23 protein-coding genes and 1 tRNA gene are annotated in these 22,766 nt (G+C 66.9%); 11 read left to right on the top strand and 13 right to left on the bottom strand.

The features are described 5' to 3' along the window. The 7 genes from AC6LJ5_RS25885 to AC6LJ5_RS25855 form a co-directional block, all read left to right on the top strand. On the top strand, positions 1 to 519 hold a 519-nt coding region (locus AC6LJ5_RS25885), incomplete at its 5' end, for a phage minor tail protein L (protein ID WP_498142009.1). Position 520: 1 nt separating this feature from the next. Next, the gene (locus tag AC6LJ5_RS25880; RefSeq protein ID WP_103271250.1) at positions 521 to 1,300 is read left to right on the top strand and encodes a C40 family peptidase; all 780 of its coding nucleotides are present in this window, start codon (positions 521 to 523) and stop codon (positions 1,298 to 1,300) included. Then, positions 1,297 to 1,902: a tail assembly protein gene (locus AC6LJ5_RS25875; protein ID WP_103271249.1), complete on the top strand. Its 606-nt coding sequence runs from the start codon at positions 1,297 to 1,299 to the stop codon at positions 1,900 to 1,902. Before AC6LJ5_RS25880 ends, AC6LJ5_RS25875 begins: the two co-directional genes overlap by 4 nt. After that, a complete protein-coding gene (locus AC6LJ5_RS25870) occupies positions 1,899 to 5,489 on the top strand; it encodes a TipJ family phage tail tip protein (protein WP_498142008.1) in 3,591 nt (1,196 codons plus the stop codon). The genes AC6LJ5_RS25875 and AC6LJ5_RS25870 overlap by 4 nt, the downstream gene beginning before the upstream one ends. Further along, the gene (locus AC6LJ5_RS25865) at positions 5,486 to 5,851 is read left to right on the top strand and encodes a hypothetical protein (RefSeq protein ID WP_498142007.1); all 366 of its coding nucleotides are present in this window, start codon (positions 5,486 to 5,488) and stop codon (positions 5,849 to 5,851) included. The genes AC6LJ5_RS25870 and AC6LJ5_RS25865 overlap by 4 nt, the downstream gene beginning before the upstream one ends. Further along, entirely contained in the window at positions 5,835 to 6,059 is a 225-nt protein-coding gene (locus AC6LJ5_RS25860; protein ID WP_103271247.1) for a hypothetical protein, read from the top strand. Before AC6LJ5_RS25865 ends, AC6LJ5_RS25860 begins: the two co-directional genes overlap by 17 nt. 64 nt (positions 6,060 to 6,123) lie before the next feature. Then, on the top strand, positions 6,124 to 6,732 hold the full coding sequence (locus tag AC6LJ5_RS25855) for a tail assembly protein (RefSeq protein WP_498142006.1): 609 nt from the start codon (positions 6,124 to 6,126) through the stop codon (positions 6,730 to 6,732). A 48-nt stretch (positions 6,733 to 6,780) separates the two neighbouring features. On the opposite strand, the gene AC6LJ5_RS25850 is transcribed toward AC6LJ5_RS25855, so the two are convergent. The 7 genes from AC6LJ5_RS25850 to AC6LJ5_RS25820 all read right to left on the bottom strand — a co-directional run bounded on the left by AC6LJ5_RS25850 (position 6,781) and on the right by AC6LJ5_RS25820 (position 16,275). Next, entirely contained in the window at positions 6,781 to 9,018 is a 2,238-nt protein-coding gene (locus AC6LJ5_RS25850) for a TonB-dependent receptor (protein WP_498142005.1), read from the bottom strand. A 92-nt stretch (positions 9,019 to 9,110) separates the two neighbouring features. Then, positions 9,111 to 10,088, bottom strand: coding sequence for a siderophore ABC transporter substrate-binding protein (locus AC6LJ5_RS25845; protein ID WP_498142004.1), 978 nt, complete (start codon positions 10,086 to 10,088; stop codon positions 9,111 to 9,113). Beyond that, the gene (locus AC6LJ5_RS25840; RefSeq protein WP_498142003.1) at positions 10,085 to 10,855 is read right to left on the bottom strand and encodes an iron ABC transporter ATP-binding protein; all 771 of its coding nucleotides are present in this window, start codon (positions 10,853 to 10,855) and stop codon (positions 10,085 to 10,087) included. The genes AC6LJ5_RS25845 and AC6LJ5_RS25840 overlap by 4 nt, the downstream gene beginning before the upstream one ends. Beyond that, entirely contained in the window at positions 10,852 to 11,802 is a 951-nt protein-coding gene (locus AC6LJ5_RS25835; protein ID WP_498142002.1) for an iron chelate uptake ABC transporter family permease subunit, read from the bottom strand. The genes AC6LJ5_RS25840 and AC6LJ5_RS25835 overlap by 4 nt, the downstream gene beginning before the upstream one ends. Then, positions 11,799 to 12,740: an ABC transporter permease gene (locus AC6LJ5_RS25830; RefSeq protein ID WP_498142001.1), complete on the bottom strand. Its 942-nt coding sequence runs from the start codon at positions 12,738 to 12,740 to the stop codon at positions 11,799 to 11,801. The genes AC6LJ5_RS25835 and AC6LJ5_RS25830 overlap by 4 nt, the downstream gene beginning before the upstream one ends. Continuing rightward, positions 12,740 to 14,503 (bottom strand): ABC transporter ATP-binding protein, encoded by a 1,764-nt coding sequence (locus tag AC6LJ5_RS25825; protein ID WP_498142000.1) that lies wholly within the window; start codon positions 14,501 to 14,503, stop codon positions 12,740 to 12,742. Before AC6LJ5_RS25825 ends, AC6LJ5_RS25830 begins: the two co-directional genes overlap by 1 nt. Further along, positions 14,497 to 16,275: an ABC transporter ATP-binding protein gene (locus AC6LJ5_RS25820; protein WP_498141999.1), complete on the bottom strand. Its 1,779-nt coding sequence runs from the start codon at positions 16,273 to 16,275 to the stop codon at positions 14,497 to 14,499. Before AC6LJ5_RS25820 ends, AC6LJ5_RS25825 begins: the two co-directional genes overlap by 7 nt. Positions 16,276 to 16,498: 223 nt before the next feature. Between AC6LJ5_RS25820 and AC6LJ5_RS25815 the strand changes: the two genes are divergently transcribed. After that, positions 16,499 to 17,143 (top strand): TetR/AcrR family transcriptional regulator, encoded by a 645-nt coding sequence (locus tag AC6LJ5_RS25815; RefSeq protein WP_498141998.1) that lies wholly within the window; start codon positions 16,499 to 16,501, stop codon positions 17,141 to 17,143. Positions 17,144 to 17,210: 67 nt separating this feature from the next. Here AC6LJ5_RS25815 and AC6LJ5_RS25810 read toward each other — a convergent pair whose 3' ends face one another. The 4 genes from AC6LJ5_RS25810 to AC6LJ5_RS25795 all read right to left on the bottom strand — a co-directional run bounded on the left by AC6LJ5_RS25810 (position 17,211) and on the right by AC6LJ5_RS25795 (position 19,555). Beyond that, on the bottom strand, positions 17,211 to 17,492 hold the full coding sequence (locus tag AC6LJ5_RS25810; RefSeq protein ID WP_103271237.1) for a peptidylprolyl isomerase: 282 nt from the start codon (positions 17,490 to 17,492) through the stop codon (positions 17,211 to 17,213). Between the two features lie 181 nt (positions 17,493 to 17,673). After that, the gene (locus AC6LJ5_RS25805) at positions 17,674 to 18,690 is read right to left on the bottom strand and encodes an amino acid ABC transporter substrate-binding protein (protein ID WP_212321776.1); all 1,017 of its coding nucleotides are present in this window, start codon (positions 18,688 to 18,690) and stop codon (positions 17,674 to 17,676) included. 146 nt (positions 18,691 to 18,836) lie between these two features. Then, entirely contained in the window at positions 18,837 to 19,286 is a 450-nt protein-coding gene (locus AC6LJ5_RS25800; RefSeq protein ID WP_103271235.1) for a helix-turn-helix domain-containing protein, read from the bottom strand. Further along, the gene (locus tag AC6LJ5_RS25795; protein ID WP_498141997.1) at positions 19,274 to 19,555 is read right to left on the bottom strand and encodes a type II toxin-antitoxin system HigB family toxin; all 282 of its coding nucleotides are present in this window, start codon (positions 19,553 to 19,555) and stop codon (positions 19,274 to 19,276) included. The genes AC6LJ5_RS25800 and AC6LJ5_RS25795 overlap by 13 nt, the downstream gene beginning before the upstream one ends. Before the next feature lie 194 nt (positions 19,556 to 19,749). Between AC6LJ5_RS25795 and AC6LJ5_RS25790 the strand changes: the two genes are divergently transcribed. From AC6LJ5_RS25790 to AC6LJ5_RS25780, 3 genes are read left to right on the top strand one after another with little or no spacing between them, the layout of a single operon-like run. After that, positions 19,750 to 20,121, top strand: a complete 372-nt coding sequence (locus AC6LJ5_RS25790; protein ID WP_498141996.1) for a hypothetical protein — start codon at positions 19,750 to 19,752, stop codon at positions 20,119 to 20,121. A 56-nt stretch (positions 20,122 to 20,177) separates the two neighbouring features. Beyond that, positions 20,178 to 20,426, top strand: a complete 249-nt coding sequence (locus AC6LJ5_RS25785; protein WP_498141995.1) for a type II toxin-antitoxin system Phd/YefM family antitoxin — start codon at positions 20,178 to 20,180, stop codon at positions 20,424 to 20,426. Continuing rightward, entirely contained in the window at positions 20,416 to 20,715 is a 300-nt protein-coding gene (locus AC6LJ5_RS25780) for a type II toxin-antitoxin system RelE family toxin (protein ID WP_498141994.1), read from the top strand. Before AC6LJ5_RS25785 ends, AC6LJ5_RS25780 begins: the two co-directional genes overlap by 11 nt. 448 nt (positions 20,716 to 21,163) lie before the next feature. Here the strand turns inward: AC6LJ5_RS25780 and AC6LJ5_RS25775 are convergent. Together AC6LJ5_RS25775 and AC6LJ5_RS25770 are read right to left on the bottom strand one after the other, a co-directional pair. Further along, positions 21,164 to 21,248: transfer RNA gene (locus tag AC6LJ5_RS25775), tRNA-Leu, on the bottom strand. A 226-nt stretch (positions 21,249 to 21,474) separates the two neighbouring features. Continuing rightward, positions 21,475 to 22,766 (bottom strand): nucleobase:cation symporter-2 family protein (locus tag AC6LJ5_RS25770; RefSeq protein ID WP_498141993.1); only part of this gene is annotated, 1,292 nt, incomplete at its 5' end.

Genomic DNA, 22,766 nt, shown 5'->3' with positions numbered 1-22,766 from the left:
ACGCTGCGCGTGGGCAACATCGGCCAGGATGCGCAGGGCCGGCCGTTGGCCGGCGTGATCTCGTCGCTGTGCGTGCACCTGGACGACCTGGTGGGCGCGCGCGTGGTGGCGCGGCGCACGCTGGGCAGATATCTGGACGCCGCCAATTTCCCGGAGGGCAACCCCAGCGCCGATCCGCGCGAAGAGCTGCCGCCGGAAATCTGGATCGTGCAGCAGAAGACGCTGGAGACGGCGCAGGTGGTCGAATTCACGCTCGCCAGCGCGCTCGACTTCAATGGCCAGAAGCTGCCCGACCGGCCCATCATCGCCGGCGTGTGCGCGTGGCTGCGCAAGGGCGGCTATCGCGGCCCCTACTGCGGCTACACCGGCGGGCGCATGTTCGACCTCAATGGCAACCGCGTCACCGATCCCACGCTGGACCGCTGCTCGGGCCTGATGTCCGACTGCAAGAAGCGCTTCGGTGAATACGAGGTCATCAACTTCGGCGGCTTTCCGTCGGCCGACCTGATCAGGGGCTAGCATGCGCAAGAAGACCTTGCAGGCGATCCGCGACCATGGCGTGGCGGCCTATCCGCTGGAATGCTGCGGCCTGGTGCTCAAGGCCGGCCGGCGCGAGTGGTACCAGCCCTGCCGCAACACGGCGGCCAGCGCCGAGCACTTCGTGATGTCGGCCGAGGACTACGCCGCCGCCGAGGAAAGCGGCGACATCGTGGCCGTGGTGCACTCGCATCCGGACGCGCCGGCCGCGCCCAGCGAGGCCGATCGCGTCGCCTGCGAGGCGTCGGGCCTGCCCTGGTACATCGTGGCGGTGGAGAAGTCCGAGAACGGCGATGTTGTCGCCGGCGAGATCCGTGGCTTCGCGCCCGAAGGCTACCGGGCGCCGCTGCTGGGCCGCCAGTTCGCGCACGGCGTGCTGGACTGCTACACGCTGGTGCGCGACTGGTACGCGCGCGAGCGCGATATCGTCCTGCCCGATTTTTCGCGCGACGACGGCTGGTGGGAACCCGGCAAGCCGGGCGACCTGTACATGGACCACTACGCCGAAGCCGGCTTTCGCCCCTTGCGGGCCGATGAAGCGCTGGGGCCGGGCGATGTGGTGCTGATGCAGGTCCGCTCGGACCGCGCCAACCACGCCGGCGTATTCCTGGGCGACGAACCCCTGGCCGAGGCCCCCGGCCTGCACCCGTTGCCGGACGCCATGCTGCATCACCTGTACGGACGCGATTCCGAACGCGTGGTGTACGGCGGCTTCTGGCGCGAATCGACCCGCGCCGTGCTGCGCTACCAAGGACAACCATGATCGAAAGAATACGTACCGTGCGGCTGTACGGCTGGCTGGGCCGCGCCTTCGGCCGCGAGCACCGGCTGGCCGTGGCCAGTCCGGCCGAGGCGGTCAGGGCGCTGTGCGCGCTGCTGCCCGGTTTTGAGAAGGCGCTGGCCGACAGCGGCGAGCGCGGCGTGCGCTTCGCCTGCTTCGCGGGCAAGCGCAACCTGGCCGAGGACGAGCTGGGCCTGCCGGTGGGCGACGATGCCATCCGCATCGCGCCGGTGCTGGCCGGGGCCAAAGGCGGCGGCCTGTTCCAGACCATCCTGGGCGCCGTGCTGCTGGCGGCGGCGACCTTCTACTCGGGTGGAATGGCCGCGGCCTTCAAGGCCGGCACCTGGGTCAGCGCCGTCGCCGCCATGGGCGCGTCCATGATGCTCAACGGCGTGGCGCAGATGCTGTCGCCGCAGCAGCGCATGCTGAGCGTCGGCGACGGTCCGGACAACGGCGCTTCCTACAACTTCAACGGCCCCGTGAACACCACGGCCCAGGGCAATCCCGTGCCGCTGCTGTATGGCGAAATGTTCGTCGGCAGCGCCACCATCTCCGCGGGCATCTACTCGGAAGACCAAGCATGAAACAACGACAACGCATCAGGAAAAAGGCGCCCGAGGGCGCCTTTTCTCATGGCGCGCCCATCCCGGCCGGCCACAAGGGCGGCAAGGGCGGCGGCGGCGGGCGCACGCCCGTGGAAGTGCGCGACAGCCTGCACAGCACGGCCTATGCCCGCGTCATCGACCTGCTGGGCGAGGGCGAGATCTACGGGCCGGTGCATGGCATGGACAACGCGCTGCGCGACGTCTACCTGAACGGCACGCCGGTCGCCAACGCCGACGGCACGCTGAATTTCAGCGGCGCGGCCATCGACTTTCGCACCGGCACCCAGCTGCAGGAGCCGTTGCCCGGCTTTCCGGCGGCCGAGAACACCATCGCCGTCGGCGCGGAGCTGAAGGCCGCGCAGCACTGGACGCGGCTGTTCGCCAACCTGCAGGCATCCGCCATCCGCGTCACGCTGGGCGTGGAGGGCCTGAGCAAGGCCAACACCGGGAACGGCGACATCAACGGCTATCGCGTCGAGTACGCCATCGACCTGAGCGTGGACGGCGCCGGCTACCAGGAAGTGCTGTCCAGCGCGTTCGACGGCAAGACCACGCAGCGCTACATGCGCTCGCACCGCATCGAGCTGCCGCGCGCGCGCCAGGGCTGGAGCATCCGCCTGCGCCGCATCACGCCCAATGCCAACAGCAACACCATCGCCGACCGCACCTTCATCGACAGCGTCACCGAGGTCATCGACGCCAAGCTGCGCTATCCCATGTCGGCCGTGGTCGGCATCAAGATCAACGCCTCGCAGTTCCAGAGCATCCCGACGCGCGCCTATCACGTGCGCGGCCGCATCATCCGCGTGCCGGCCAACTACGATCCGGAACTGCGCAGCTACAGTGGCGTCTGGGACGGCACCTTCAAGCTGGCCTGGACCAACAACCCGGCCTGGGTCTTCCACGACCTGATCAGCAATGATCGCTACGGCCTGGGCACGCGCGTGCCGACCGGCTGGCTCGACAAGTGGGGCCTGTACCAGATCGGCCGCTACTGCGACGAGATGGTCGACGACGGTTTCGGCGGCAAGGAGCCGCGCTTCACCTGCAACGTCTATCTGCAGCAGGCCGCCGACGCCTACCGCGTGGTGCAGGACTTCGCGTCCATCTTCCGAGGCATGGCGTACTGGGCCAATGCCTCGGTGTTCGCGGCGGCGGACATGCCGTCCGATCCGGTCTATACCTACTCGTCAGCCAACGTGGTGGACGGCAAGTTCAGCTACGTGGGCTCGGCCCTGGGCACCCGCTATACGGTGGCGCTGGTGTCGTGGAACGACCTGTCCGAGATGGGCCGACAGAAGGTCGAGTACGTCGAGAACCGCGAGGGCATCGCGCGTTACGGCATCCAGCAGGTCGAGGTCACGGGCTTTGGCTGCACCTCGCGCGGCCAGGCGCACCGCGTTGGCAAGTGGATGCTGCTGACCTCCAACCTGGAAACGCGCTCGGTCACGTTCTCGGTGGGCCTGGACGCCTGCCGCGTGCGTCCCGGCAGCATCATCCGCGTCGCCGATCAGCATCTGGCCGGCCGCCGCATCGGCGGCCGCATCCGCGAGGCCACGACCACCGTGGTCACGGTGGACGCGGAGCTGGGCGTGCGTCCCGGCGACCGGCTGACCGTCAACCTTCCCAGCGGCGTGTCCGAGACGCGCGTGGTGGCGGCCGCGGTCGGCACCGGACTCACCGCGGACAATACCGAGTTCACCGTGGACACCACCGAGCTGACCGCCGACCTGGTGGGCCTGCCCGGCTCGGTGCTGCACATCACCGTCACCGCGCCGTTCTCGCAGGCGCCGCAGGCCGAGTGCGTGTGGACGCTGGAGTCCGAGGCGCTGTCGGCGCAGACCTTCCGCGTGCTTGCCGTCAAGCGCAAGGAAGGGCTGGTGGCCGAGATCTCCGCCATCCAGCACGAGCCCGGCAAGTTCGACAACGTGGACTTCGGCACCCGGCTGGATCCCAAGCCCATCACGGTCGTGCCGCCGTCGGTGCAGGCCGCGCCGCAGAACATCCGGCTGGCCTCGCGCTCGGTCATCGACCAGGGCATCGCGCGCCACGTGGCCGAGATCTCATGGGCGGCCGCGCCGTCCGCCGTGGCCTACCACGTGCAATGGCGCCGCGAAAATTCCGATTGGGTCGAGGCCGGTCGCACCGGCTCGCTGACGCTGGAACTGCCCGACATCCGCGCCGGCGCCTACGTGGCGCGGGTGCGCGCCATCAACGTCGCCGACGTGTCCTCGGTCTGGGCCAGCTCGACCGAGACCCAACTCCAGGGAGACCTGGCGCCGCCGCCCGCGCTGGCCCAGCTGGCCACGCAATCGCAGGTGTTCGGCATTGGCTTGCGCTGGGGCTTTCCCGAAGGGCGCTTCACCGCGCAGCGCACCGAGATCTGGTACGGCCCGACCAATGACCGCGCCAGCGCGATCAAGCTGGGGGATTTCGCCTTTCCGCAGAACGCGCACACCCTGTCCGGCCTGTCGGCCGGCAAGCGCTTTTTCTTCTGGGGCCGCATCGTCGCCCTGAACGGCGAGATCGGCGCCTGGTATCCGGACGGACCGGGCGTGATGGGCGAGGCCAGCTGGCAGGCCAGCGAGATCCTCGAATACCTGAACGGCCAGATCAAGCGGGACCAGCTGGCGCAGGAACTGACCTCGACCATCGACGGACTGACTACCGGCCTGGATCAGGCGCGCGCCGCGATCACCGCCGAAAAGACGGAGCGGGTCGACGCCGACGGCGCGCTGGCCACGCGGGTGGACACCACGCTGGCGGTGGCCAACGGCGCCGCCGCCGGCGTGCAGGAATCGCGCACGGCGCTGGCGGGACTGGACGGCCAACTCAAGGCCACCTGGAGCGTCAAGGCCCAGGTCACCAAGGACGACAAGGTCTATGCGGCAGGCATGTCGTTGGGGGCTTACACCAACCCGGACGGTCGGGTGCAAAGCTCGGTGTACTTCCTGGCCGACCGCTTTGGTTTTCTGAGTTTGGCCAATGGGGCCGTCACGACGCCGTTCGTGATCGAGAACGGGCAGACGGTGATCAATGATGCGGTGATCGGGACGGGGCGGATCACGAATGCGATGGTTCGTGATCTGGACGCTGAGAAGATCAACGCTGGTTACCTGAACGTGGATCGTCTCAATGCTGGTTCCCTGACCGCAAAGATGGCCACGCTGACGGACGCATACATCAAGACCGCGAACATCGGTCTTGCGCAGGTGGATACGCTGCGTATTGCTTCAGGCGCTGTCGTGGTCAACAACTCGGTGAGTTTTTCATTGAAGATGGGTGTGTACTCGGGCACGACGACAGCATCGGTTTCAATTTCGTTGAATGTGCCGGCGCGGATCCTTGTCATGCAGAATCACTCCATATGGGGAGGGTACCCTTCGGAGAGTAATCCGACGGGTGTTTGGTCCTCCAATTTCGGCCTGGGTGGTACGGCACCGGCGTCATGGTTGAGCCGGTCGCTGGACCCAGGGACTTACACAATGACGGTGACATTTCCTCGTCCTTATGATGGCTATGGATATGCTGCCGGGGATATTGCATTGATGGGACTTTTGCGATGAGAACCTATTCTCTTTATGACGCGGACGGGCGCATTTTCAGCGTAGTCTCCTTGCAGCAGGATCTGATCGCAGATGTTGTAGTCCTGAATCAAGCGAGTGGCCATATCGATGGCGCTGTTGATGGAGATATACATTACGTGCGTGACGGCCAGATTGTTCCGCGATTGGAAAGTCCGGTCATGTTGCAAGGCCTAGTCTTGAGCCGCCTGCCTGCACCTTGCGTGATTCTGATCAATGACCATCTGTACGAAACGACGTCCGAAACGGTCGAGTTGGAATTCGATCAACCGGGAAGCTACCGTGTGTCGGTACAAGCCTGGCCCTACCTCGACAAGGAGTTCACCATTGAAAATCCGGCATAGCGAACCCTACGCGCCTTTGCGCGCCCGGGCCTACCCCGCCATCGGCGACCAGCTCGACGCCATCATGAAATTCGCCAGCTTCCTGCATGAATCGGGCCAGGAGCTGCCCGGTCCGGTGCTGGACTGGGTCGTGCAATGTCAAGGCGTAAAGCAGCGCTACCCCAAGCCTGTTCAGCAACCTACCGTCCAGCTGGGCGGTGAGGGCTGACGACCGCCTGTCACGCGGAATTTCTCAGAGTGATTCGCAGGCAGGCATTTCATTAGTGAGTTCCATGACTCCCACACTCAAAACCATCCGCCTCTACGGCGCCCTGGGCGCCGAGTTCGGCCGCCTGCACCGCCTGGCCGTCGGCAGCGCCGCCGAAGCCGTGCGCGCGCTGTGCGCGCTGCTGCCCGGCTTCGAGCGGCGCATGCTCGACAGCGGCGACCAGGGCGTGCGCTACGCCTGCTTCATCGGTCGCCGCAATCTGGCCGAGGACGAACTCTGCCTGCCCGCCGGGCAGGATGAGATCCGCATCGCGCCGATGCCGGCCGGCGCCAAGCGCGGCGGCCTGTTCCAGGCGATCCTGGGCGCGGCCATGATCGCGGCCAGCTTCATTCCCGGGCTGAACGTGGCTATGTGGTCCGGCACTACCGTCACCTGGTCCGCGGGTCTGGCATCCATGGGCGCCGCCATGGCGCTGAGCGGCGTGGCGCAGCTGCTGACGCCGCAGCAACGCCTGCTCAGCGTCAAGGACGGTCCGGACAACGGCGCTTCCTACAACTTCAACGGCCCGGTCAACACCACGGCGCAGGGCAATCCGGTGCCCGTGATCTACGGCGAGATGATCGTGGGCAGCGCCACGATCTCGGCGGGGATCTATTCGGAGGACCAGGCGTAGCGCGGGGCGTCCCGCCCAGGGGCGCCGACGGCATGCTCGCGTTCGCGCCTAGAAGTCCACTGTCGCCGACAGCATGAACGTGCGCGGCGCGCCCAGGCCCAGGCTGGTCAGCTGCGGCATGCCCCAGTAGGCCTTGTTGGTCACGTTCAGCACGTTGGCGCGCAGCGTCACCGGATGGTTGCCGACCGTGGTGGCGTAACGCGCGCCCACGTCATAGACCACGCGTCCCGGCACCGACAGCGAGTTGTCGGCGCTGATGTACTGCTTGGTCGCGGCGGTCGCGTTGGCCGTGAGCGTGAAGCCCTGCACGGTGGGCACGTCCCATTCCACGCCCAGCTTGCCCTGCAGCTTGGGCACGCCGGTGGCGGTCTTGCCCTGGTTGACGCCGCCGGCGGTCTTGGTCAGCTCGGGATCGACATAGGCCACGCCGCCCATCAGGCGCAGGCCGGTCCACGGCGCGCCGAAGAAGCTCCATTCGACGCCACGGTTGCGCTGTTCGCCGCCGAAGGAAAAGACGTTGGTGTACGGATCGGTGTAGCCGTTGGGGCGCTTGATCTCGTACAGGCTGACGGTGTGGGCGAAGTCGCCCAGGTCCAGCTTCAGGCCGATTTCCTTCTGCCTGGTCTTGTAGGGCGCGAACACGTCGCCGGCGTTGGCCGCCGTCATGGGCGCGGTGGCGCCCTGGCTCAGGCCCTCGATGTAGTTGGCGTAGACCGACACGCGGTCCGTGAGCTTGACCAGAATCGCGGCGGCCGGCGTGGTCGCGCTTTCGTCGTAGCGCGAGGTGCGATCGCCGGTCTTGATGTTGTAGGTGTCGCTGATTACCTGCTGGCGGCGCACGCCCAGCGTCAGCTGCACGCGATCCTCGGCGAACGACATCGTGTCGGCCAGGCCGTAGCTGGCCAGGCGCAGCTTGGTCTTGGAGATGTGCGGCGCGATGAAGGCGGGCGCATCGCCCCAGACCGGGTGATAGATGTTGGTGGTCCAGTCCGCGCCTGGCACGCTGCGACGGCCATAGTCGTTCTGCGTGTGCGAGTAGTGCGTGGCGTTCAAGGCCCATTGATGCTTGACCGGGCCGGTGTCGAGTTTGCCTTTCAGGCCCAGTTCGCCCGAGCGTTTCTCCACATCGAAGGCCAGCTGGCCCATGACGGTCTTGAAGTCGCCCGCCGGGTTCAGCACCTGGGCCGATATCGCGCCGTTCTGCCTGTAGTTGGTCTTGCTGGCGCCGAAGGCCGCATAGGCCATGAGCCGGTCGCTGAAGTCGTACTCGCCGCGGATGACGGCGCCCTTGTCCTTGGTCTCGACGAAGGCCCAGTCCGGGTTCAGCAGCGTGTCGGGCCTGGGCGGCTTGGGCACGGCGATGCCGGGCGCCAGGCTGATGCCGCGCGTCTGGCCCTTGACGTGGTCTTCGCTGCTGTAGAGGTCGGCCGAGACGCGGGCGCGCTCGCCGCGCCAGTCCAGGCCCAGCGAACCCAGCTGCGACTTGTGCTTCTGGTTGTTGATCGCGCCTTCGCCGTCGCGGTACACGCCGTTGAAGCGGATGCCGAACTGCTTGTTGTCGCCGAAACGCCGGCCCAGGTCCACGTGGGTGCCGAACTGCGCGTCGGACATATAGGTGCCCGTCAGGCGCGCCAGCGGATCGTCGCCGGCGCGCTTCGCAACCAGGTTGACGCTGCCGCCCACGGAACCGCCGGGCGGCATGCCGTTGAGCAGCGCGGACGGACCCTTGAGCACGTCGATGCGCTCGAACATCTCGGGCGAGACCCGGTAGTAGGGCGAGATGCCGTACAGACCGCCGAAGGAAACGTCGCCAATGGCCGAGGCGAAACCACGGATGTAGTAGAACTCGTTGATAGTGCCCGTCTGGCCATTGCTGAACACGGTGGGATCGGTGGCGGAAATCACGTCGGTGATATCCCGCGCCTGTCGATCCGCGATGAACTTGTCCGTGTAGCTGATGGTGTTGAACGGCGTCTCCATGAAATCCTTGTCGCCCAGCAGCCCGACGCGGCCGCCGGTCGTCACCTGGCCGCCGGCGTAGGGGCCGACTTCCTCGGCATGCCCTTGCACCTTGATGGGCGCAAGGGTTGCCGCCTCCGTCGAGGCCGGCGCCGCACTGCCGGCGGTGGCGTTGCCGCTCGTCTGCGCCAGCGCGGAGGATGCCAGCGCACCCAGCGTCAGGCCCAGCAACAGCGCGGTGGCGCGCGGCGCGGGCAGGCCATTGCGGGAGTGAGCCGACTGTCCGGCGGGCCGGTCGGAGCGTTGTGTATGGCCGAGTGTGGTCATGCCAGTTTCCTTTCGTTCGAAACGGGGTAGCAGTCGCCGGCTGGAGCCGGACAAGAAAGCGAAAAGCGGGAAGCGAGGGACCCGATGCCGGGTCAGCGTCGATAGCCCTTGATGACGTCGTCGATCAGCAGCGTCAGCGAGGTCACGCTGGCGGCGGTGATGTACCAGGCGTCGGCGTCGACGAACACCACGCGGCCGTTCTTCCAGGCATTGGTCTGGCGCAGCAGCGGATTGGCCATGCGCTCGGCGTCCATGACGGGACGGCGCTCCATCACGGCGCTGCGGTCCACCACGTACAGGATGTCGGGGTTGGCTTCCTGGATGAATTCGCTGGATATCGGTTGGCCGTGCAGGCTGGTCTCGACGGCGGTGCTGGCGGGCCGCACGCCCAGGGCGTCGAACACGAAGGCATAGCGCGATTGCACGCCGAACGCGCTGAAGGCGCCGTTGTTGTGCATCACGATCATGGCCTTCTCGGGGCGGCCGGCAGTCACGCGCCGGGCTTCCTCCACCTTGGAGTCCAGTTCGGCGGCCTTTTGCTGTGCCAGCGCTTCCTTGTCGAAGATGCGGCCCAGCGTCAGCAGGTGCTGCCTGACGGTGGCGATGTGGGTGCGCTGGCTGTTCTTGTAGTCCACGTCGAAATGCAGCGTGGGCGCGATCTCGGCAAGCTCCTGATAATGATTGGCCTGGATCGGCGTGATCAGGATCAGGTCGGGCTTGAGCGCGTGCACGCGTTCCAGGTTGGGCTGCACGATGGCGCCCAGGTCCTGCACGTCGGGCGCGTCCTTGTATTTGGACAGGAAGTGCGGCACGTAGTCCTTGGTCATGCCGGCGATCGGCACGCCGAGCTGGTCGAGGAAATCGGCCTCGTTCATGTCCAGCACCGCGACCTTGCGCGGCACGTTGGCGACCGTGGTGGTGCCCAGCTGGTGCTTGACCGTGACGGGCGCGGCCAGCGCCTGCGCGGCTTGCGGCGCTTCTGCGGGGTCGTCGCCGCAACCCGCCAGGATGGCCGCCACAACCATTGCCGACGCCGCTGCCCGGCGCTTGATCTTCCAGTACACGCTCATGCTCCAGAGGGGGTGAAGTAATTGCAGAGACGGCCGCTTCCGTTCGGCACGATCTCGAAATCCAGCTCGTACAGCTCGCCCAGCCGTGCTTCGGTCACGACCTCGTCGACCGGGCCGCTGAAACGCAGCGCGCCATGTTTCAGCGCCACGATGTGATCGGAATAGTTGGCGGCGAAGTTGATGTCGTGGATCACCAGGATCACGGTGCGCCCCTGCTCGTCGCACAGGCGGCGCAGCGCGCGCATGATCTGCACCGCGTGCTTCATGTCCAGGTTGTTCAGCGGCTCGTCCAGCAGCAGCACGTTGGTCTGCTGCGCGATGGTCATGGCCAGGAAGGCCATCTGGCGCTGGCCGCCGCTCAGTTCGTCCAGGTAGGACTGGCGCAGCGGCGCCAGGTCCAGGAAGGCGATGGCCTCGTCGATGGCCTTGCGGTCCTGGGCGGTCAGCGCGCCGCGACTGTATGGGAAGCGGCCGAAGGCGACCAGCTCGTCCACCGTCAGGCGCAGGTTGAAGCCGGGCGACTGGCGCAGCGTGGCCACGCGCCTGGCGTAGTCGGCGATGCGGATGGCGCCGGCGTCGCGGCCGTCCAGCAGGATCTGGCCCTGGCTGGGCACGTGCAGCCGCGCCATCAGCATCAGCAGGGTGGACTTGCCGGCGCCGTTGGGGCCGATCAGCGAGGTGACGCGGCCGGCGGGGAATTCGCAGCTGACGTCGGCCAGCACCGTCTTGGCGCCATAGGCTTTGTGGAGATTGCGGACGGCGATCATGAAGTGCCTCGGGCGCGGACCGTCAGCGCCAGGAAATACGCGCCGCACACCAGGTTCACCAGGATGCTGACGGTGGTCTTGTAGTTGAAGACATGCTCGACCAGCAGCTGGGCGGCGAGGAAGATGGCGATCGCGATGGCGCAGCCCAGCGGCAGCACGATCCGGTGCCTGACGCTGCCCGCCAGCGCATAGGCGATGTTGGCGACGAAGATGCCCATGAAGGCCGTCGGCCCGATCAGGCTGGTCGACACCGCCACCAGCACGGCGATCAGCGCCAGGTAGCGCCGCACATGGCGCGGATGGTTCACCCCCAGCGACAGGGACTGTTCGCGGCCCAGCGCCAGCACGTCCAGCACCGGCAGCGACTTGCGGCAGGCCAGGCAGACGGCCGCCACGGCCAGCGTCGCATAGAGCAACGTGTCGGGCCGCGCGCGGTTGAACGAGGCGTAGCTCAGTCCCTGGAACACGGCGAATTCGCCCGGGCTGATGCGCAGCTGCACGAACTGCGTGAAGGTGCCGATCACCATCGTCAGCACCAGCCCGACCAGCAGCAGCAGGTACACATCGTCGCGCCCGCCCCGCAGCAGCCAGCGGTGGATGCCCCAGGAGTAAGCCAGCATCAGCAGCAGCGACACGATGAAGCCGCCGCCCGCGCCCAGCGCGGCCTGCGCCTGCGCGCCGGCCAGCAGCAGGAGCAGCGATTGCCACAGCAGGTAGACCGCTTCGTAGCCCATGATGGCGGGCGTCAGGATGCGGTTGTTCACCAGCGTCTGGAACACGATGGTCGACAGCGCCACGCAGACGCCGCCGACGACGATGGCGGCCAGCCGGACCAGCCGCTTCGGGATCACGTAGCCGAAATCCAGGCCCGAACCCGCGAGCACGAACACCGCCGCCAGCGCGGCCACCGCCGCCAGGATCAGCCACGGACGGGAGACGCGCCTCATCGCAGCCCCCGCAGGATCAGTATCAGGAACAGCACGCCGCCCACGCCGCCGGCCGTCAGGCCGATCGGCACTTCGAACGGGTGCATCAGCAGGCGGCCGATGATATCGCAGGCCAGCAGCAGCGAGGCGCCGCCGAGCGCGACGATGGGCAGCGTGCGGCCCAGGTTCTCGCCATGGCGCAGCGCGACCAGATTGGGCACCACCAGCCCGATGAAGGGAATCGCGCCCACCACGATCACGCTGGCGGACACCGTCACCGCCACCAGCACCAGCCCCAGCGCGGCCGTGGCGGCGTAGCCCAGGCCCAGGCTGGCGGCCATTTCCTCGCCCATGCCCAGCACGGTGAAGCGGTGCGCGTACAGATAGGCCAGTGCGACCACCGGCAGCACCAGATACAGGATTTCGTAGCGGCCCTGCACCACGCGCGAGAAATCGCCCAGCAACCAGCCCTGCATGCTTTGCAGGATGTTGTGGCGGTAGGCGTAGAACTCGGCCACGGCGCTGAGCACGCTGCCGTACATCAGGCCGACGACGGGCACCAGCACCGTGTTGCGGAACTTGATGCGGCGGATGATGGCGACATAGAGCATGCTGGCCGCGAAGCAGAAGGCCAGCGCGAACAGCATGCGGCTGGCGACGCCGGCGGCCGGCGCCAGCGTCAGCGACACCAGGATGCCGAGCTTGGCGGCGTCCAGTCCGCCCGAGGTGCCGGGCTCGACAAAACGGTTGCGCACGATGTGCTGCAGGATCACGCCGCAGACGGACAGACCCACGCCGGTCAGCACCAGCGCCGCCAGGCGCGGCAGCCGGCTGGCCGTCAGCGTCAGCCAGGCGTCGCCCGACATCGAGAAAAGCTGCCGCCATTCCATCTGCCGCGCGCCGATCAGCACCGACGCGCAGCTCAATGCGAGCAGCAGCAGGGACAGGCGCAGACGCATCAGGGCCGCGCTCCGTCGGCCGCCGTGATGCGCCAGCCCTTGGCCGCCTGGCGCTGGGCCAGGAACTCGGCATAGCGGCCCCGGCGCTCGCGCAGGTCGGCCGGCGCGCCTTGTTCGACGACGCGGCCATCCTCCAGCACCACGATCTGGTCGGCCATCGCCACGGTGGACAGCTGATGCGCGATCACGACCAGCGTGCAGCGGCCGCGCAGTCGCGCCAGCGTCTCGGCGATGACGTGCTGGTTCTCGGCGTCCAGCGCGGCGGTTGCCTCGTCCACCAGCAGGATGGGAGCATTCTTGAGCAGCGCGCGGGCGATGGCGATGCGCTGGCGCTCGCCGCCCGACAGGCGCGCGCCGCCTTCGCCGACCGGAGTGTCCATGCCTTGCGGCAGGCGCGCGACGATCTCCGTCACGCCGGCCTGGCGCGCGGCTTGCATGAGTTCGGCCTCGGTGGCGTCGGGCTTGCCGACGCGGATGTTGTCGGCGATGCTGCCCGTGAACAGATAGCTGTCCTGGAAGATCTGGCTGAGCTGGCCGGCCAGCTGCGCGCCCGACATCCTGCGCACGTCGACGCCGCCGATCAGCACGCTGCCCTGGCTGGCGTCGAAGAAGCGCGCGATCAGCCGCGCCAGCGTGGTCTTGCCCGACCCTGACGGGCCGATCAGCGCCGTCATGCTGCCCGGCGCGATGCGCAGATCGATGCCGCGCAATACCTCGGCTGCGTCGGGCTCGTAGCGGAAATGCAGGCCGCGCAGCTCGATGGCGGCGTCGCCCGGCGCCTGGGGCGTGTCCGTCTCGGGCAGCGGCTGGACGGCGAACAATTCGCGGATCGCGTCGAGCTGTCCGCGCGCGCCGCGCAGCGCGTCGCCGTAGCCGGCCACTTCCAGCAGCGGATCGATGTAGCGCCCCACCAGCAGCAGAGCGACGATGGCGCCGATCACGTCGGGCGTCGCCAGGGCGCCGCCCAGGCTGCCGTTCAGCCACACGGCCGCCGCGACCAGCAGCGCGGCGAACACGGCCTGGATCGCCCACACGTTCAGCACCGCCGCCAGCGAGGACAGGAAGATCAGCCGCGTCGCCGATTGCCGTTGCCGGTCCACCGCCTGCTCCAGGAAGCGCATGCCGCCGCCTTCGCCATTGAAGGCGCGCAGCACCGACTGCGCCTGCGAAAACTCCACCATGCGCTGGCTGGCGCCGGCGTAGCGTTCATGGAACGCGCCGTCCGCGCGCCGCGCCAGCCGTCCGGTCAGGAACAGCACGCCGGCCAGCAGCGGCAGCGCCGCCAGCGCGATCAGCCCCAGCTGCCAGTGCAGGGCGAACAAGGCGCCGACGATGACGAAGGGCGTCACCAGGCCGCCGATCACCGGCGTGAATACATGCGCGGGCAGTTGGGCCACGGCCATCGTGCCTTGCGTGACGATATGGGACAGGCGCGCCGTGTTCTGCGGCATGAACCAGCCCACCGGCAGGCTGGCCACATGGTCGCCCAGGCGGTGGCGCGCGGTTTGCAGCACTGTGGTGCCGACGCGCACGCCTGCCTGTTCGACCCGGCGGCGCCAGGCCCAGCAGGCGATCACGCCGGCCAGCAGCACGGCCAGCCAGCGCGCGGCGCCGCCCAGGTCGCCGGCCAGCAGCCGCGAGAGCAGCGGCGCCAGCGCGGTGATGGTCAGGCCGCAGAGCAGCCCATGGGCCACGGCCATCCAGGCATAGCGGCGGAAGACGGGCGCGTCTTCGCCCAGCAGTTGCAGGAAGGTTTTCAGCATGAGAATTCCGGGAGATGCGCGGACGCTTCGTAGCCGCCCATGGCCCAGAGGCGCGCGTAGCGGCCCTGTTGCGCCAGCAGTTGCGCATGCGTGCCGTGTTCGGCGATGACGCCGCCGTCCAGCACCAGGATGCGGTCGGCGTGCATCACGGTGTCGAGCCGGTGCGCGATCACCAGCAGCGTGCGGCCCTGCGCGAAGCGCGACAGGGCGTCCTGGATCGCGACTTCATTGCCGGCGTCGGCGGCGGCCGTGGCCTCGTCCAGCACCAGCACGGGCGGATCCAGCAGCACGGCGCGGGCGATGCTCACGCGCTGGCGTTCGCCGCCCGACAACAGGGCGTCTTCGCCGATCACGGAGTCGTAGCCGCGCGGCAGCGCCAGGATGCGTTCGTGGATGTTGGCGGTGCGCGCGGCGTCCTCGATCTCTGCCTGGCTGGCCGAGGGCCGGCCCAGCGCGATGTTGTCGCGCACGCTGGCGTGGATCAGGCGCACGTCCTGCAGCACGAAGCCGATGCGACGGTACAGCGCCGTGCTGTCGAGCTGCCGCAAGTCGGCGCCGCCCAGCGTGATGCGGCCGCTGGTGGGGTCGAAGAAGCGCAGCAGCAGCCGCGCCAGCGTGGATTTGCCCGCGCCCGACTGGCCGACGACGGCGGTGACCGTGCCGGGCGCGAGCGTGAAGCTGAGGTTCGACAGGGCCTGATGCTCCGGGCCGTAGGCGTAGCTGACGTCCTCGAAACGGATTTCCTGGCCGTCGGGCTGCTGCTGTTGGCCGGGCGCGGGGACGTCCAGCGTGGGCGTTTGCAGCAGCGCCTGCACGCGCTGGGCCGCGCCGGCCGCGCCGCCCAGGTCATGCAGCAGCGTGTGCAGCAGCAGCATCGGCGCGCAGATGCCCGGCGCGACCAGCGCGAAGGGCAGCACGTCCAGCGGCATCATCCAGCCCAGATGCGCGTACAGCAGGCCGAAGGACAGCACCAGGCCCAGCACCGTCACCGGGGCGATCATCGCGTGGGCATGGGCCATGGTGCCCACCAGCGGGCGCGCGAAGGCGGCGAAGGCGCGGGCGAAGCCGTCGACCGCCTCGCGATAGCCGCCATGCGCGCGGCCAGTGTCGCCGAAGGCCTTGACCACGGGTATGCCGTTGACGAACTCGACCGTGGCGCTGTTGATGCGGCCGAGCCGTTCCACGAATTCCTGCATGTGCGCGCCGCTGGCCTTCATGGCGCGGCGCAGGAACAGGAAGAAGCCCGGAAACGGCAGCAGCGCGACGATGGCCAGGCGCCAGTCCATGGCGAACAGATAGACCGCCGACGCCACGATGGCGCCCGCCGCGCGTCCCACGGCGGTGTAGAAGTGCGCGGTCAGGCTGTGCAGGGTGGCGATGTCGTCCTGCAGCACCTGCTTGACCTCGCCCGAGGCGCGCTGCGTGAACCAGCCCAGCGGCACCTGGGACAGCCGCCGCGCGGCGGCCAGGCGCAAATGATGGGTGAGGCGGTTGTCGGCCAGGTGGGCGGCCAACTCGCCGGCCAGGATCAGCACCATGCCCGCGAACAGGCTGATCACGCTGGCGATGACCAGCGTCCAGATGTCGCCGCTGGCGCCGCCCAGGGCGATCTGCGCGATCCGGACCATGCCCGCCAGCGGCGCCAGCGTCAGCGCGGTGCCGGTCGCGGCCAGCGCCGCCGCCAGCATCAGGCGGGCGCGGATGGGCGCCAGGGCCCAGCGGATCGGGGAGGGAGGTTTTGGGCCGGCCGCGGCCGCGTCACGAGCGCTCATGGAACAGGGGCATCCAGGAATACGGAATTGGCGGGTTTCCCGCCCGGTCGCCCCCCGGAGGTTGGGGTGGGATCGTCATGGAAACGCAGACGTAAATGAGAATCTGAACTAATCAGATGAATTAGTTTACGAATACTAAACTAATTCGGCCAGCGAAGTAAACTCCCTGTTCAGAGGCTGGCGCGGCAGAGCCACAGGTTGCCGCCCATCACACGGAGACTCCATGCCCCCCGACACCCCGCCCGCGGCTCGCGGACGCCCGCGCACCATCACGCGTGAACGGATTGCCGATGCCGGCATCGCCGTCGGCCTGCCGAACGTCAGCTTCGTCAATGTCGCCGCCGCGCTCGGGGTGAGCCACATGGCGCTGTACAAGCGGGTGGAAAGCCTGGAGGCGCTCAAGCTGATGGTGGCCGAGGAGATCTTCACCCGCTGGCCGGTGCCGCATGCCGGCGCCGATACCCATCCCGAACTGAGGGACTACCTGGTCGCGCTGGTCATCTCGCTGCGCGACATGGTCAAGACGCATCCCGGACTGGCGCCGTACCTGCTGCGTCCGTCGGTCACGACCCAGCCCATGATGGCCAAGATCCACGGCCATCAGACCGAGGTCGCGCGCGTCTACGGCGTGTCGCCGGACCAGGCCCGCGTGCTGCTGGCGACGGTGGCGTTCCACTGCATCGCCGTGGCCGACACGGTGTATTCGGTGGCGGGGGAAGAGCCCGCAGCCAGGCCGGACCGCGCCACCGAGGAGGCCCAGGTCGAGGCCGAGTTCGCGCAGGGCATGTACGCGCTCATCGTCGGCGCGTTGGCCGTGCTGGAGCAGCGCGAGCCGTTCGACCCGGAGCTGTTCCAGGCGCGGCAATAGGCCCGGCGCAATGAAAAACGCCGCCAGGATCGCTCCTGGCGGCGTTTTGCTGTCGCAGCGGGACGGCTCAGTCCTGGCGGCTGGTCACTTCGACCAGGTGGTAGCCGAACTGCGTCTTGACCGGGCCCTGGACCTCGCCGACCGGGGCGCTGAACACCACGGCGTCGAATTCCTTGACCATCTCGCCACGGCCGAAGGTGCCCAGGTTGCCGCCGTCGCGGCTGGACGGGCAGCTGGAGTTTTCCTTCGCCACCTGGGCGAAGTCGGCGCCGTTCTCGATGGCGGTCTTCAGTTCGTTGGCCTTGGCTTCGGTCGAGACCAGGATGTGGCGGGCGGCGGCTTTTGCCATGAGAGGCTCCTTGCGGGAAATCGGTTGGGGTGGGGAGAGTAACGCATTTGGGCGGACCCGGCGCCCAGCCATCATAGACGGCGCGCGTTGCCGCGGTGGTTTCCAGTGGTCAAAAAAAGGGACGCCGGCAAAGGCCGGCGTCCCGATGCATGCGGTGGGCGCCGTCATCGGCGCCGTGGGGCTAGCGCACCGGCCAGCCGTAAATCAGGCCGCCGTCGCGATACGAGGCGTTCAGGCCGCGCGGCAGCTTCAGCGGGCTGCTCTCGCCCAGGTTCTTCTCGTAGCTTTCGCCATAGTTGCCGATGCGCTTGATGACGTTGTAGGCCCACTTGTCATCCACGCCCAGGTTCTTGCCCATGCCCGGCGTCACGCCCAGCAGGCGTTGCACGTTGGGGTTGGTGCTTTTCAGCATCTCGTCCACGTTCTTGGAGGTGATGCCGTATTCCTCGGCTTCCATCATGGCGTACATGGTCCAGCGCACGATGTTGAACCACTGCTCGTCGCCCTGGCGCACCATGGGGCCGAGCGGCTCCTTGGAGAAGTTCTCGGGCAGGATCATGTACTGATCGGGATTGGCCAGCGTGCTGCGCGCGGCGGCCAGCTGGGATTTGTCGCCGGTGAAGGCGTCGCAGCGGCCCACGGCGAACGAGCGGATGATCTCGTCCAGGCGCTCGACCACGACGGGCTTGAACGCGATGCCTTGCGAGCGGAACCAGTCGGCCAGGTTCAGCTCGGTGGTGGTGCCGGGCTGCACGCAGACCGTGGCGCCGTCCAGCTCCTTGGCGCTTTTGACGTTCAGGGACTTGTTCACCATGATGCCCTGGCTGTCGTAGTAGTTCACGCCCACGCCGATCAGGCCCAGCGTGGTGTCGCGCGTCAGCGAGAGCGTGGTGTTGCGGGTCAGCACGTCCACTTCGCCGGATTGCAGGGCGGTGAAGCGCTGCAGCGCGCTGATCGACAGGATCTTGGCCTTGGACGCATCGCCGAACAGGGTGATGGCGATCGCGCGGCACAGGTCTACGTCCAGGCCGACCCAGTCGCCCTTGCTGTCGTTGGCCGACAGGCCCGACACGCCGGTGGACACGCCGCACTGGACGAAGCCCTTGTTCTTGATGCTGTCGAACGTCGCGCCGGCGTGGGCGCTCCAGGACGAAACGAACAGCGCGGCGCCCGCCGCGGCAAGTTTCAGTGCTTTCATGGTGTCTCCGTACCGCAGGGATATGTCTGTTTTCGCGTCAGCCGGGAGGCTGAAGTGCGGCGAATGGTAGCGACGGGTCCTGGAGGGGAGTATCGGGGAATTCCCTTTAAGTCCAAGGAGCGGAATTTACGGGGCGGGCGCGATCGCTAGCGCGCGGCATCGTGCTCGATGAAGGCGTCAGCAGCTACATGGAATCGCTGCACCAGGGCGGCAATCTGCCGGGTATTGAACGTCCTGCGTCCTGCCAGGATCTCGGAGATCACGCTTTGACTGCCGACTTCGGGCAGGTCGGACTGAGTGAGCCCATGTTGATCCATCAGGAAGCGCAGCACCTCACGGGGCGATGAGACCGGGATGGCGTAGTGGTCGGCCTCGTACTCATGCACTGCCGCCGTCAACAGATCCAGCAGATCGGCCAGCGGATGCGAGGCGTCTTCGCGCGCGGGCGTGTCGCGGGTTTCGTCCAGAATGGCTTCAATCAACGCCAAGGCGCGGCGGTGATCTGCTTCGCTACGGATCGCGCCCACGCCCGCCACCGTGCGGAATGCGTCATAACTGCGGGCCAATTCGGCCAGATGGGGGATTACGGCTGCCATGAGTCGTACTCCTTGTGCGTAAAGACATGCTTGATGAAGACGGTTTGCGAACGGAACATGACGTCGGCAACGATGCGGTACTTGTTGCCCCCGACGTTGAAAACAACGTATCCATTCACCCAGTCGACGGTGTTGAACACCCTCTTCAGCATCGGGAAATCGGCGGCCCGGGCATGCATCAGCGTGGTATGCCAATGGGCCAGCGCATTGGCGGATCCGGGGTGATGTGCCCAGAACTCGCGCAATGCTTGCTTGGAGATGATGTGCATAGGCATGAATATCGCAAATTCAAATAAAAATTGCAATTACAGATAATGATAGGTATGGCCCGACCATCCATCAGCGTGGGTTGGAACGTCCTGTCGTCGGGGGCGATGTTGAGGCTGATGCCATCACGATGTTGCGCTGCTGAGCAACTGCACTGTACCGATCGCGTATCGCAGAGGGCAGGTTTGATCTGCATGTGCAAGCCCACACTCCGTTCCGCGTGTTCAAGCAAGGCCAGGGTCAGGTCGGTTGGCTGGTAGCCGTCCCGCGACCGCTCGAAACGTCGTTGCTGCAAACCACGCTCAATGCGCTGACCACCAATATTCCTGCTGGCTGGGGGCTGGTGCCTGACAACATGACGCTGGACCTGAACATTGTCTTTGCGGAAGCATGGTTCAGCAAAGGGGAGCCGCGCGCCAAGGGTCAAAAAACTCTTGGGCACCTCGCCAAGAGCCTGTGGGGCGTTTTCTCGAAGAAAGCGACCCCTGGCGCTCTGCTGGCGCGTCGCGCTCTACGGCCCGCTAAACGCGCCTGGAAGACTGTGCACTTTTACGACCCTAGTCCTTGAAAGCGACCAGATAGTAGCACTACAATTAGCACTATTAATAGGTCAAGGAAAAGATCATGTCGCATCTTATTTTGGCGGAAATCACCGCGAGCGTGTCAGAACTCAAGAAGAATCCGATGGGTACTGTCGCCGCAGGCGAAGGCTTCCCGGTTGCCATCCTGAACCGGAATGCCCCAGCGTTTTACTGCGTGCCGGCGAAGGCGTATGAAGCGCTGATGGAGCGGCTTGAAGATATGGAATTGAACGCCCTGGCCGACGCGCGGCAAGATCAGGCCGTTGTTAAGGTCAAGCTCGATGAGCTTTGATCTCGGGTTCCTCGACGAGGCGCTCAAGGAATGGCGCAAGCTCGACCGCAACACGCGGGAGCAATTCAAGGCCAAACTGGCCGAGCGCCTGACCAACCCGCGCGTACCGGCCGCCAAGCTCGGCGGCCACAAGGACCGCTACAAGATCAAGCTGCGCAGCGCCGGTTGTCGCCTGGTGTATGAGGTGCGCGACCGTGAGCTGATCGTCGTGGTGGTCGCAGTCGGCAAACGCGAGCGCAATGCCGTTTACACGGCGGCAGCCAAGCGACAGGCCCTCGGGGATGGATGAGGAACTGAATTATTCGTGACGTCATCGGCGCGTTCCGTCCCGAGTGCTCGGAGATTGTTTTCGATGAGGTAGAGGCTGCACGCATTGCTCATGCGGCCAACTCGCTGCATCAACAGGTTAACGCTGGCATGCTTGCAGCGGTCGATTTCGAAAGCGAGACGCGGCCTCCACGCGACCAACATTGGTCGCCATCGCGGATCGTTTAGGCTGCGCAAGCCGGGAGCCGATGAGTAATGATTTCTACTTGATATGGAGTCCGATCTTCATCGAAGAGGACGACTACCTGACGCAGCGGGCGGCTGATCGCGTGCTGGCTCACAATGAGCTGGGCGTCAGGCTTTGAGATTGGCCGGGGGCGGACGACTAAAGCGGAACGCCGTGCGGAACCAATGCGGAACAGCACCACATAGCGTATATGGGTTAGTGCTGTAAGTGCTTGATTTATAAGTGGTGCCCGAGGCCGGAATCGAACCGGCACGCCTTGCGGCGGGGGATTTTGAGTCCCCTGCGTCTACCAATTTCACCACTCGGGCAGGAGGGTCGCGAGCGCGTCGGGGTTGGCAAAATGCTTTGGCACCATGCCTGGGCTGATGCCCGAAAGACGGCTGCGGGAGAAGCGAAGACCGCGATTATATGCGGCCTGGGAAAAATTGTCAGGCGGCGGCCCCGGGGTAGGGCGCTGTTGGCGGCTCGCCGACTAGCAAGCCTTGCCGGTAGCGGTAAGGCGCCGGACGGTTGTGCCGTCCGGCCAGCGCCCGCCTATTTCTTCTCGGGCAGGAACCAGTTCATCACCAGCGCGCAGATGCCGCCGGTGGCCACGCCCGATTCCAGCACGCTCTTCACCGCGTGCGGCAGGTGCGACAGGATTTCCGGCACTTGCGACACGCCCAGGCCCAGGGCAAGCGACACGGCGATGATGAGCAGGGCGCGGCGGTCCAGGCGGATGCCGGCCAGGATGTTGATGCCCGACGCGGCCACGGCGCCGAACATCACCATGGCGGCGCCGCCCAGCACGGGCTCGGGCACGGCCTGCAGCACGCCGGCCACGGCCGGGAACAGGCCCAGCAGCACCAGCATGCCGGCGATCCACAGGCCGACGTGGCGGCTGGCGATGCCGGTGAGCTGGATGACGCCGTTGTTCTGCGCGAACACCGAGCTGGGGAAGGTGTTGAAGACGCCGGCCAGCAGCGAGTTGGCGCCGTTGACCAGCACGCCGCCCTTGATGCGCTGCATCCACAGCGGGCCTTCCACGGGCTGCTTGGACACCTTGCTGGTGGCGGTCACGTCGCCGATGGCTTCGAGCGAGGTGACCAGGTAGATGATCAGCATGGGCACGAACAGCGACCACGAGAAGCCCAGGCCGAAGTGCAGCGGCGTGGGCACCTGGAACAGCGCGGCTTCGCGCGCGCCGGTGAAGTCCAGACGGCCCATCCAGGCGGCGGCCAGGTAGCCGACGGCCAGCGCGATCACCAGCGCGGTGCTGCGCACCCAGACCACGGGCACGCGGTTCAGCAGAATGATGGTGCCCAGCACCAGGCCCGACAGCGTCAGGTTCTCGGCGCTGGCGAAGGTGCCGTTGGCCATGGCGCCGAAACCGCCGCCCATGCTGACCAGGCCGACCTTGATCAGCGTCAGGCCGATCAGCAGCACCACGATGCCGGTGACCAGCGGCGTGATCAGGCGCTTGACGAAGGGCAGGATGCGCGAGACGCCCATTTCCACGAAGGATCCGGCGATGACCACGCCGAAGATCGTGGCCATGACGGCCTCGACCGGCGTGCCCTGCTTGACCATCAGGGAGCCGCCGGCGATCAGCGGGCCGACGAAGTTGAAGCTGGTGCCCTGCACGATCAGCAGCCCCGCGCCCAGCGGGCCGAAGCGCTTGCATTGCACATAGGTGGCGATGCCGGAGATGACCAGCGACATGGACACGATCAGCGTGGTGTCGCGGCTGGACACGCCCAGCGCCTGGCAAATCAGCAGGCCGGGGGTGACGATGGGCACCAGGATCGCCAGCAGGTGTTGCAGGGCGGCGAGGAAGGCGACGGGGG

The organism is Achromobacter sp. 1011791174 (assembly GCF_059760925.1).
The sequence above is the reverse complement of the archived record's forward strand: the minus strand, read 5'-3'. Positions and strand labels throughout refer to the sequence as shown.

Bases quoted from the DNA above. Each gene is read 5' to 3' on its own strand.
- AC6LJ5_RS25880 (WP_103271250.1), top strand. From the start codon at position 521: ATGCGCAAGAAGACCTTGCAGGCGATCCGCGACCATGGCGTGGCGGCC.
- AC6LJ5_RS25875 (WP_103271249.1), top strand. From the start codon at position 1,297: ATGATCGAAAGAATACGTACCGTGCGGCTGTACGGCTGGCTGGGCCGC.
- AC6LJ5_RS25870 (WP_498142008.1), top strand. From the start codon at position 1,899: ATGAAACAACGACAACGCATCAGGAAAAAGGCGCCCGAGGGCGCCTTT.
- AC6LJ5_RS25865 (WP_498142007.1), top strand. From the start codon at position 5,486: ATGAGAACCTATTCTCTTTATGACGCGGACGGGCGCATTTTCAGCGTA.
- AC6LJ5_RS25855 (WP_498142006.1), top strand. From the start codon at position 6,124: ATGACTCCCACACTCAAAACCATCCGCCTCTACGGCGCCCTGGGCGCC.
- AC6LJ5_RS25850 (WP_498142005.1), bottom strand. From the start codon at position 9,018: ATGACCACACTCGGCCATACACAACGCTCCGACCGGCCCGCCGGACAG.
- AC6LJ5_RS25845 (WP_498142004.1), bottom strand. From the start codon at position 10,088: ATGAGCGTGTACTGGAAGATCAAGCGCCGGGCAGCGGCGTCGGCAATG.
- AC6LJ5_RS25840 (WP_498142003.1), bottom strand. From the start codon at position 10,855: ATGATCGCCGTCCGCAATCTCCACAAAGCCTATGGCGCCAAGACGGTG.
- AC6LJ5_RS25835 (WP_498142002.1), bottom strand. From the start codon at position 11,802: ATGAGGCGCGTCTCCCGTCCGTGGCTGATCCTGGCGGCGGTGGCCGCG.
- AC6LJ5_RS25830 (WP_498142001.1), bottom strand. From the start codon at position 12,740: ATGCGTCTGCGCCTGTCCCTGCTGCTGCTCGCATTGAGCTGCGCGTCG.
- AC6LJ5_RS25825 (WP_498142000.1), bottom strand. From the start codon at position 14,503: ATGCTGAAAACCTTCCTGCAACTGCTGGGCGAAGACGCGCCCGTCTTC.
- AC6LJ5_RS25820 (WP_498141999.1), bottom strand. From the start codon at position 16,275: ATGAGCGCTCGTGACGCGGCCGCGGCCGGCCCAAAACCTCCCTCCCCG.
- AC6LJ5_RS25815 (WP_498141998.1), top strand. From the start codon at position 16,499: ATGCCCCCCGACACCCCGCCCGCGGCTCGCGGACGCCCGCGCACCATC.
- AC6LJ5_RS25810 (WP_103271237.1), bottom strand. From the start codon at position 17,492: ATGGCAAAAGCCGCCGCCCGCCACATCCTGGTCTCGACCGAAGCCAAG.
- AC6LJ5_RS25805 (WP_212321776.1), bottom strand. From the start codon at position 18,690: ATGAAAGCACTGAAACTTGCCGCGGCGGGCGCCGCGCTGTTCGTTTCG.
- AC6LJ5_RS25800 (WP_103271235.1), bottom strand. From the start codon at position 19,286: ATGGCAGCCGTAATCCCCCATCTGGCCGAATTGGCCCGCAGTTATGAC.
- AC6LJ5_RS25795 (WP_498141997.1), bottom strand. From the start codon at position 19,555: ATGCACATCATCTCCAAGCAAGCATTGCGCGAGTTCTGGGCACATCAC.
- AC6LJ5_RS25785 (WP_498141995.1), top strand. From the start codon at position 20,178: ATGTCGCATCTTATTTTGGCGGAAATCACCGCGAGCGTGTCAGAACTC.
- AC6LJ5_RS25780 (WP_498141994.1), top strand. From the start codon at position 20,416: ATGAGCTTTGATCTCGGGTTCCTCGACGAGGCGCTCAAGGAATGGCGC.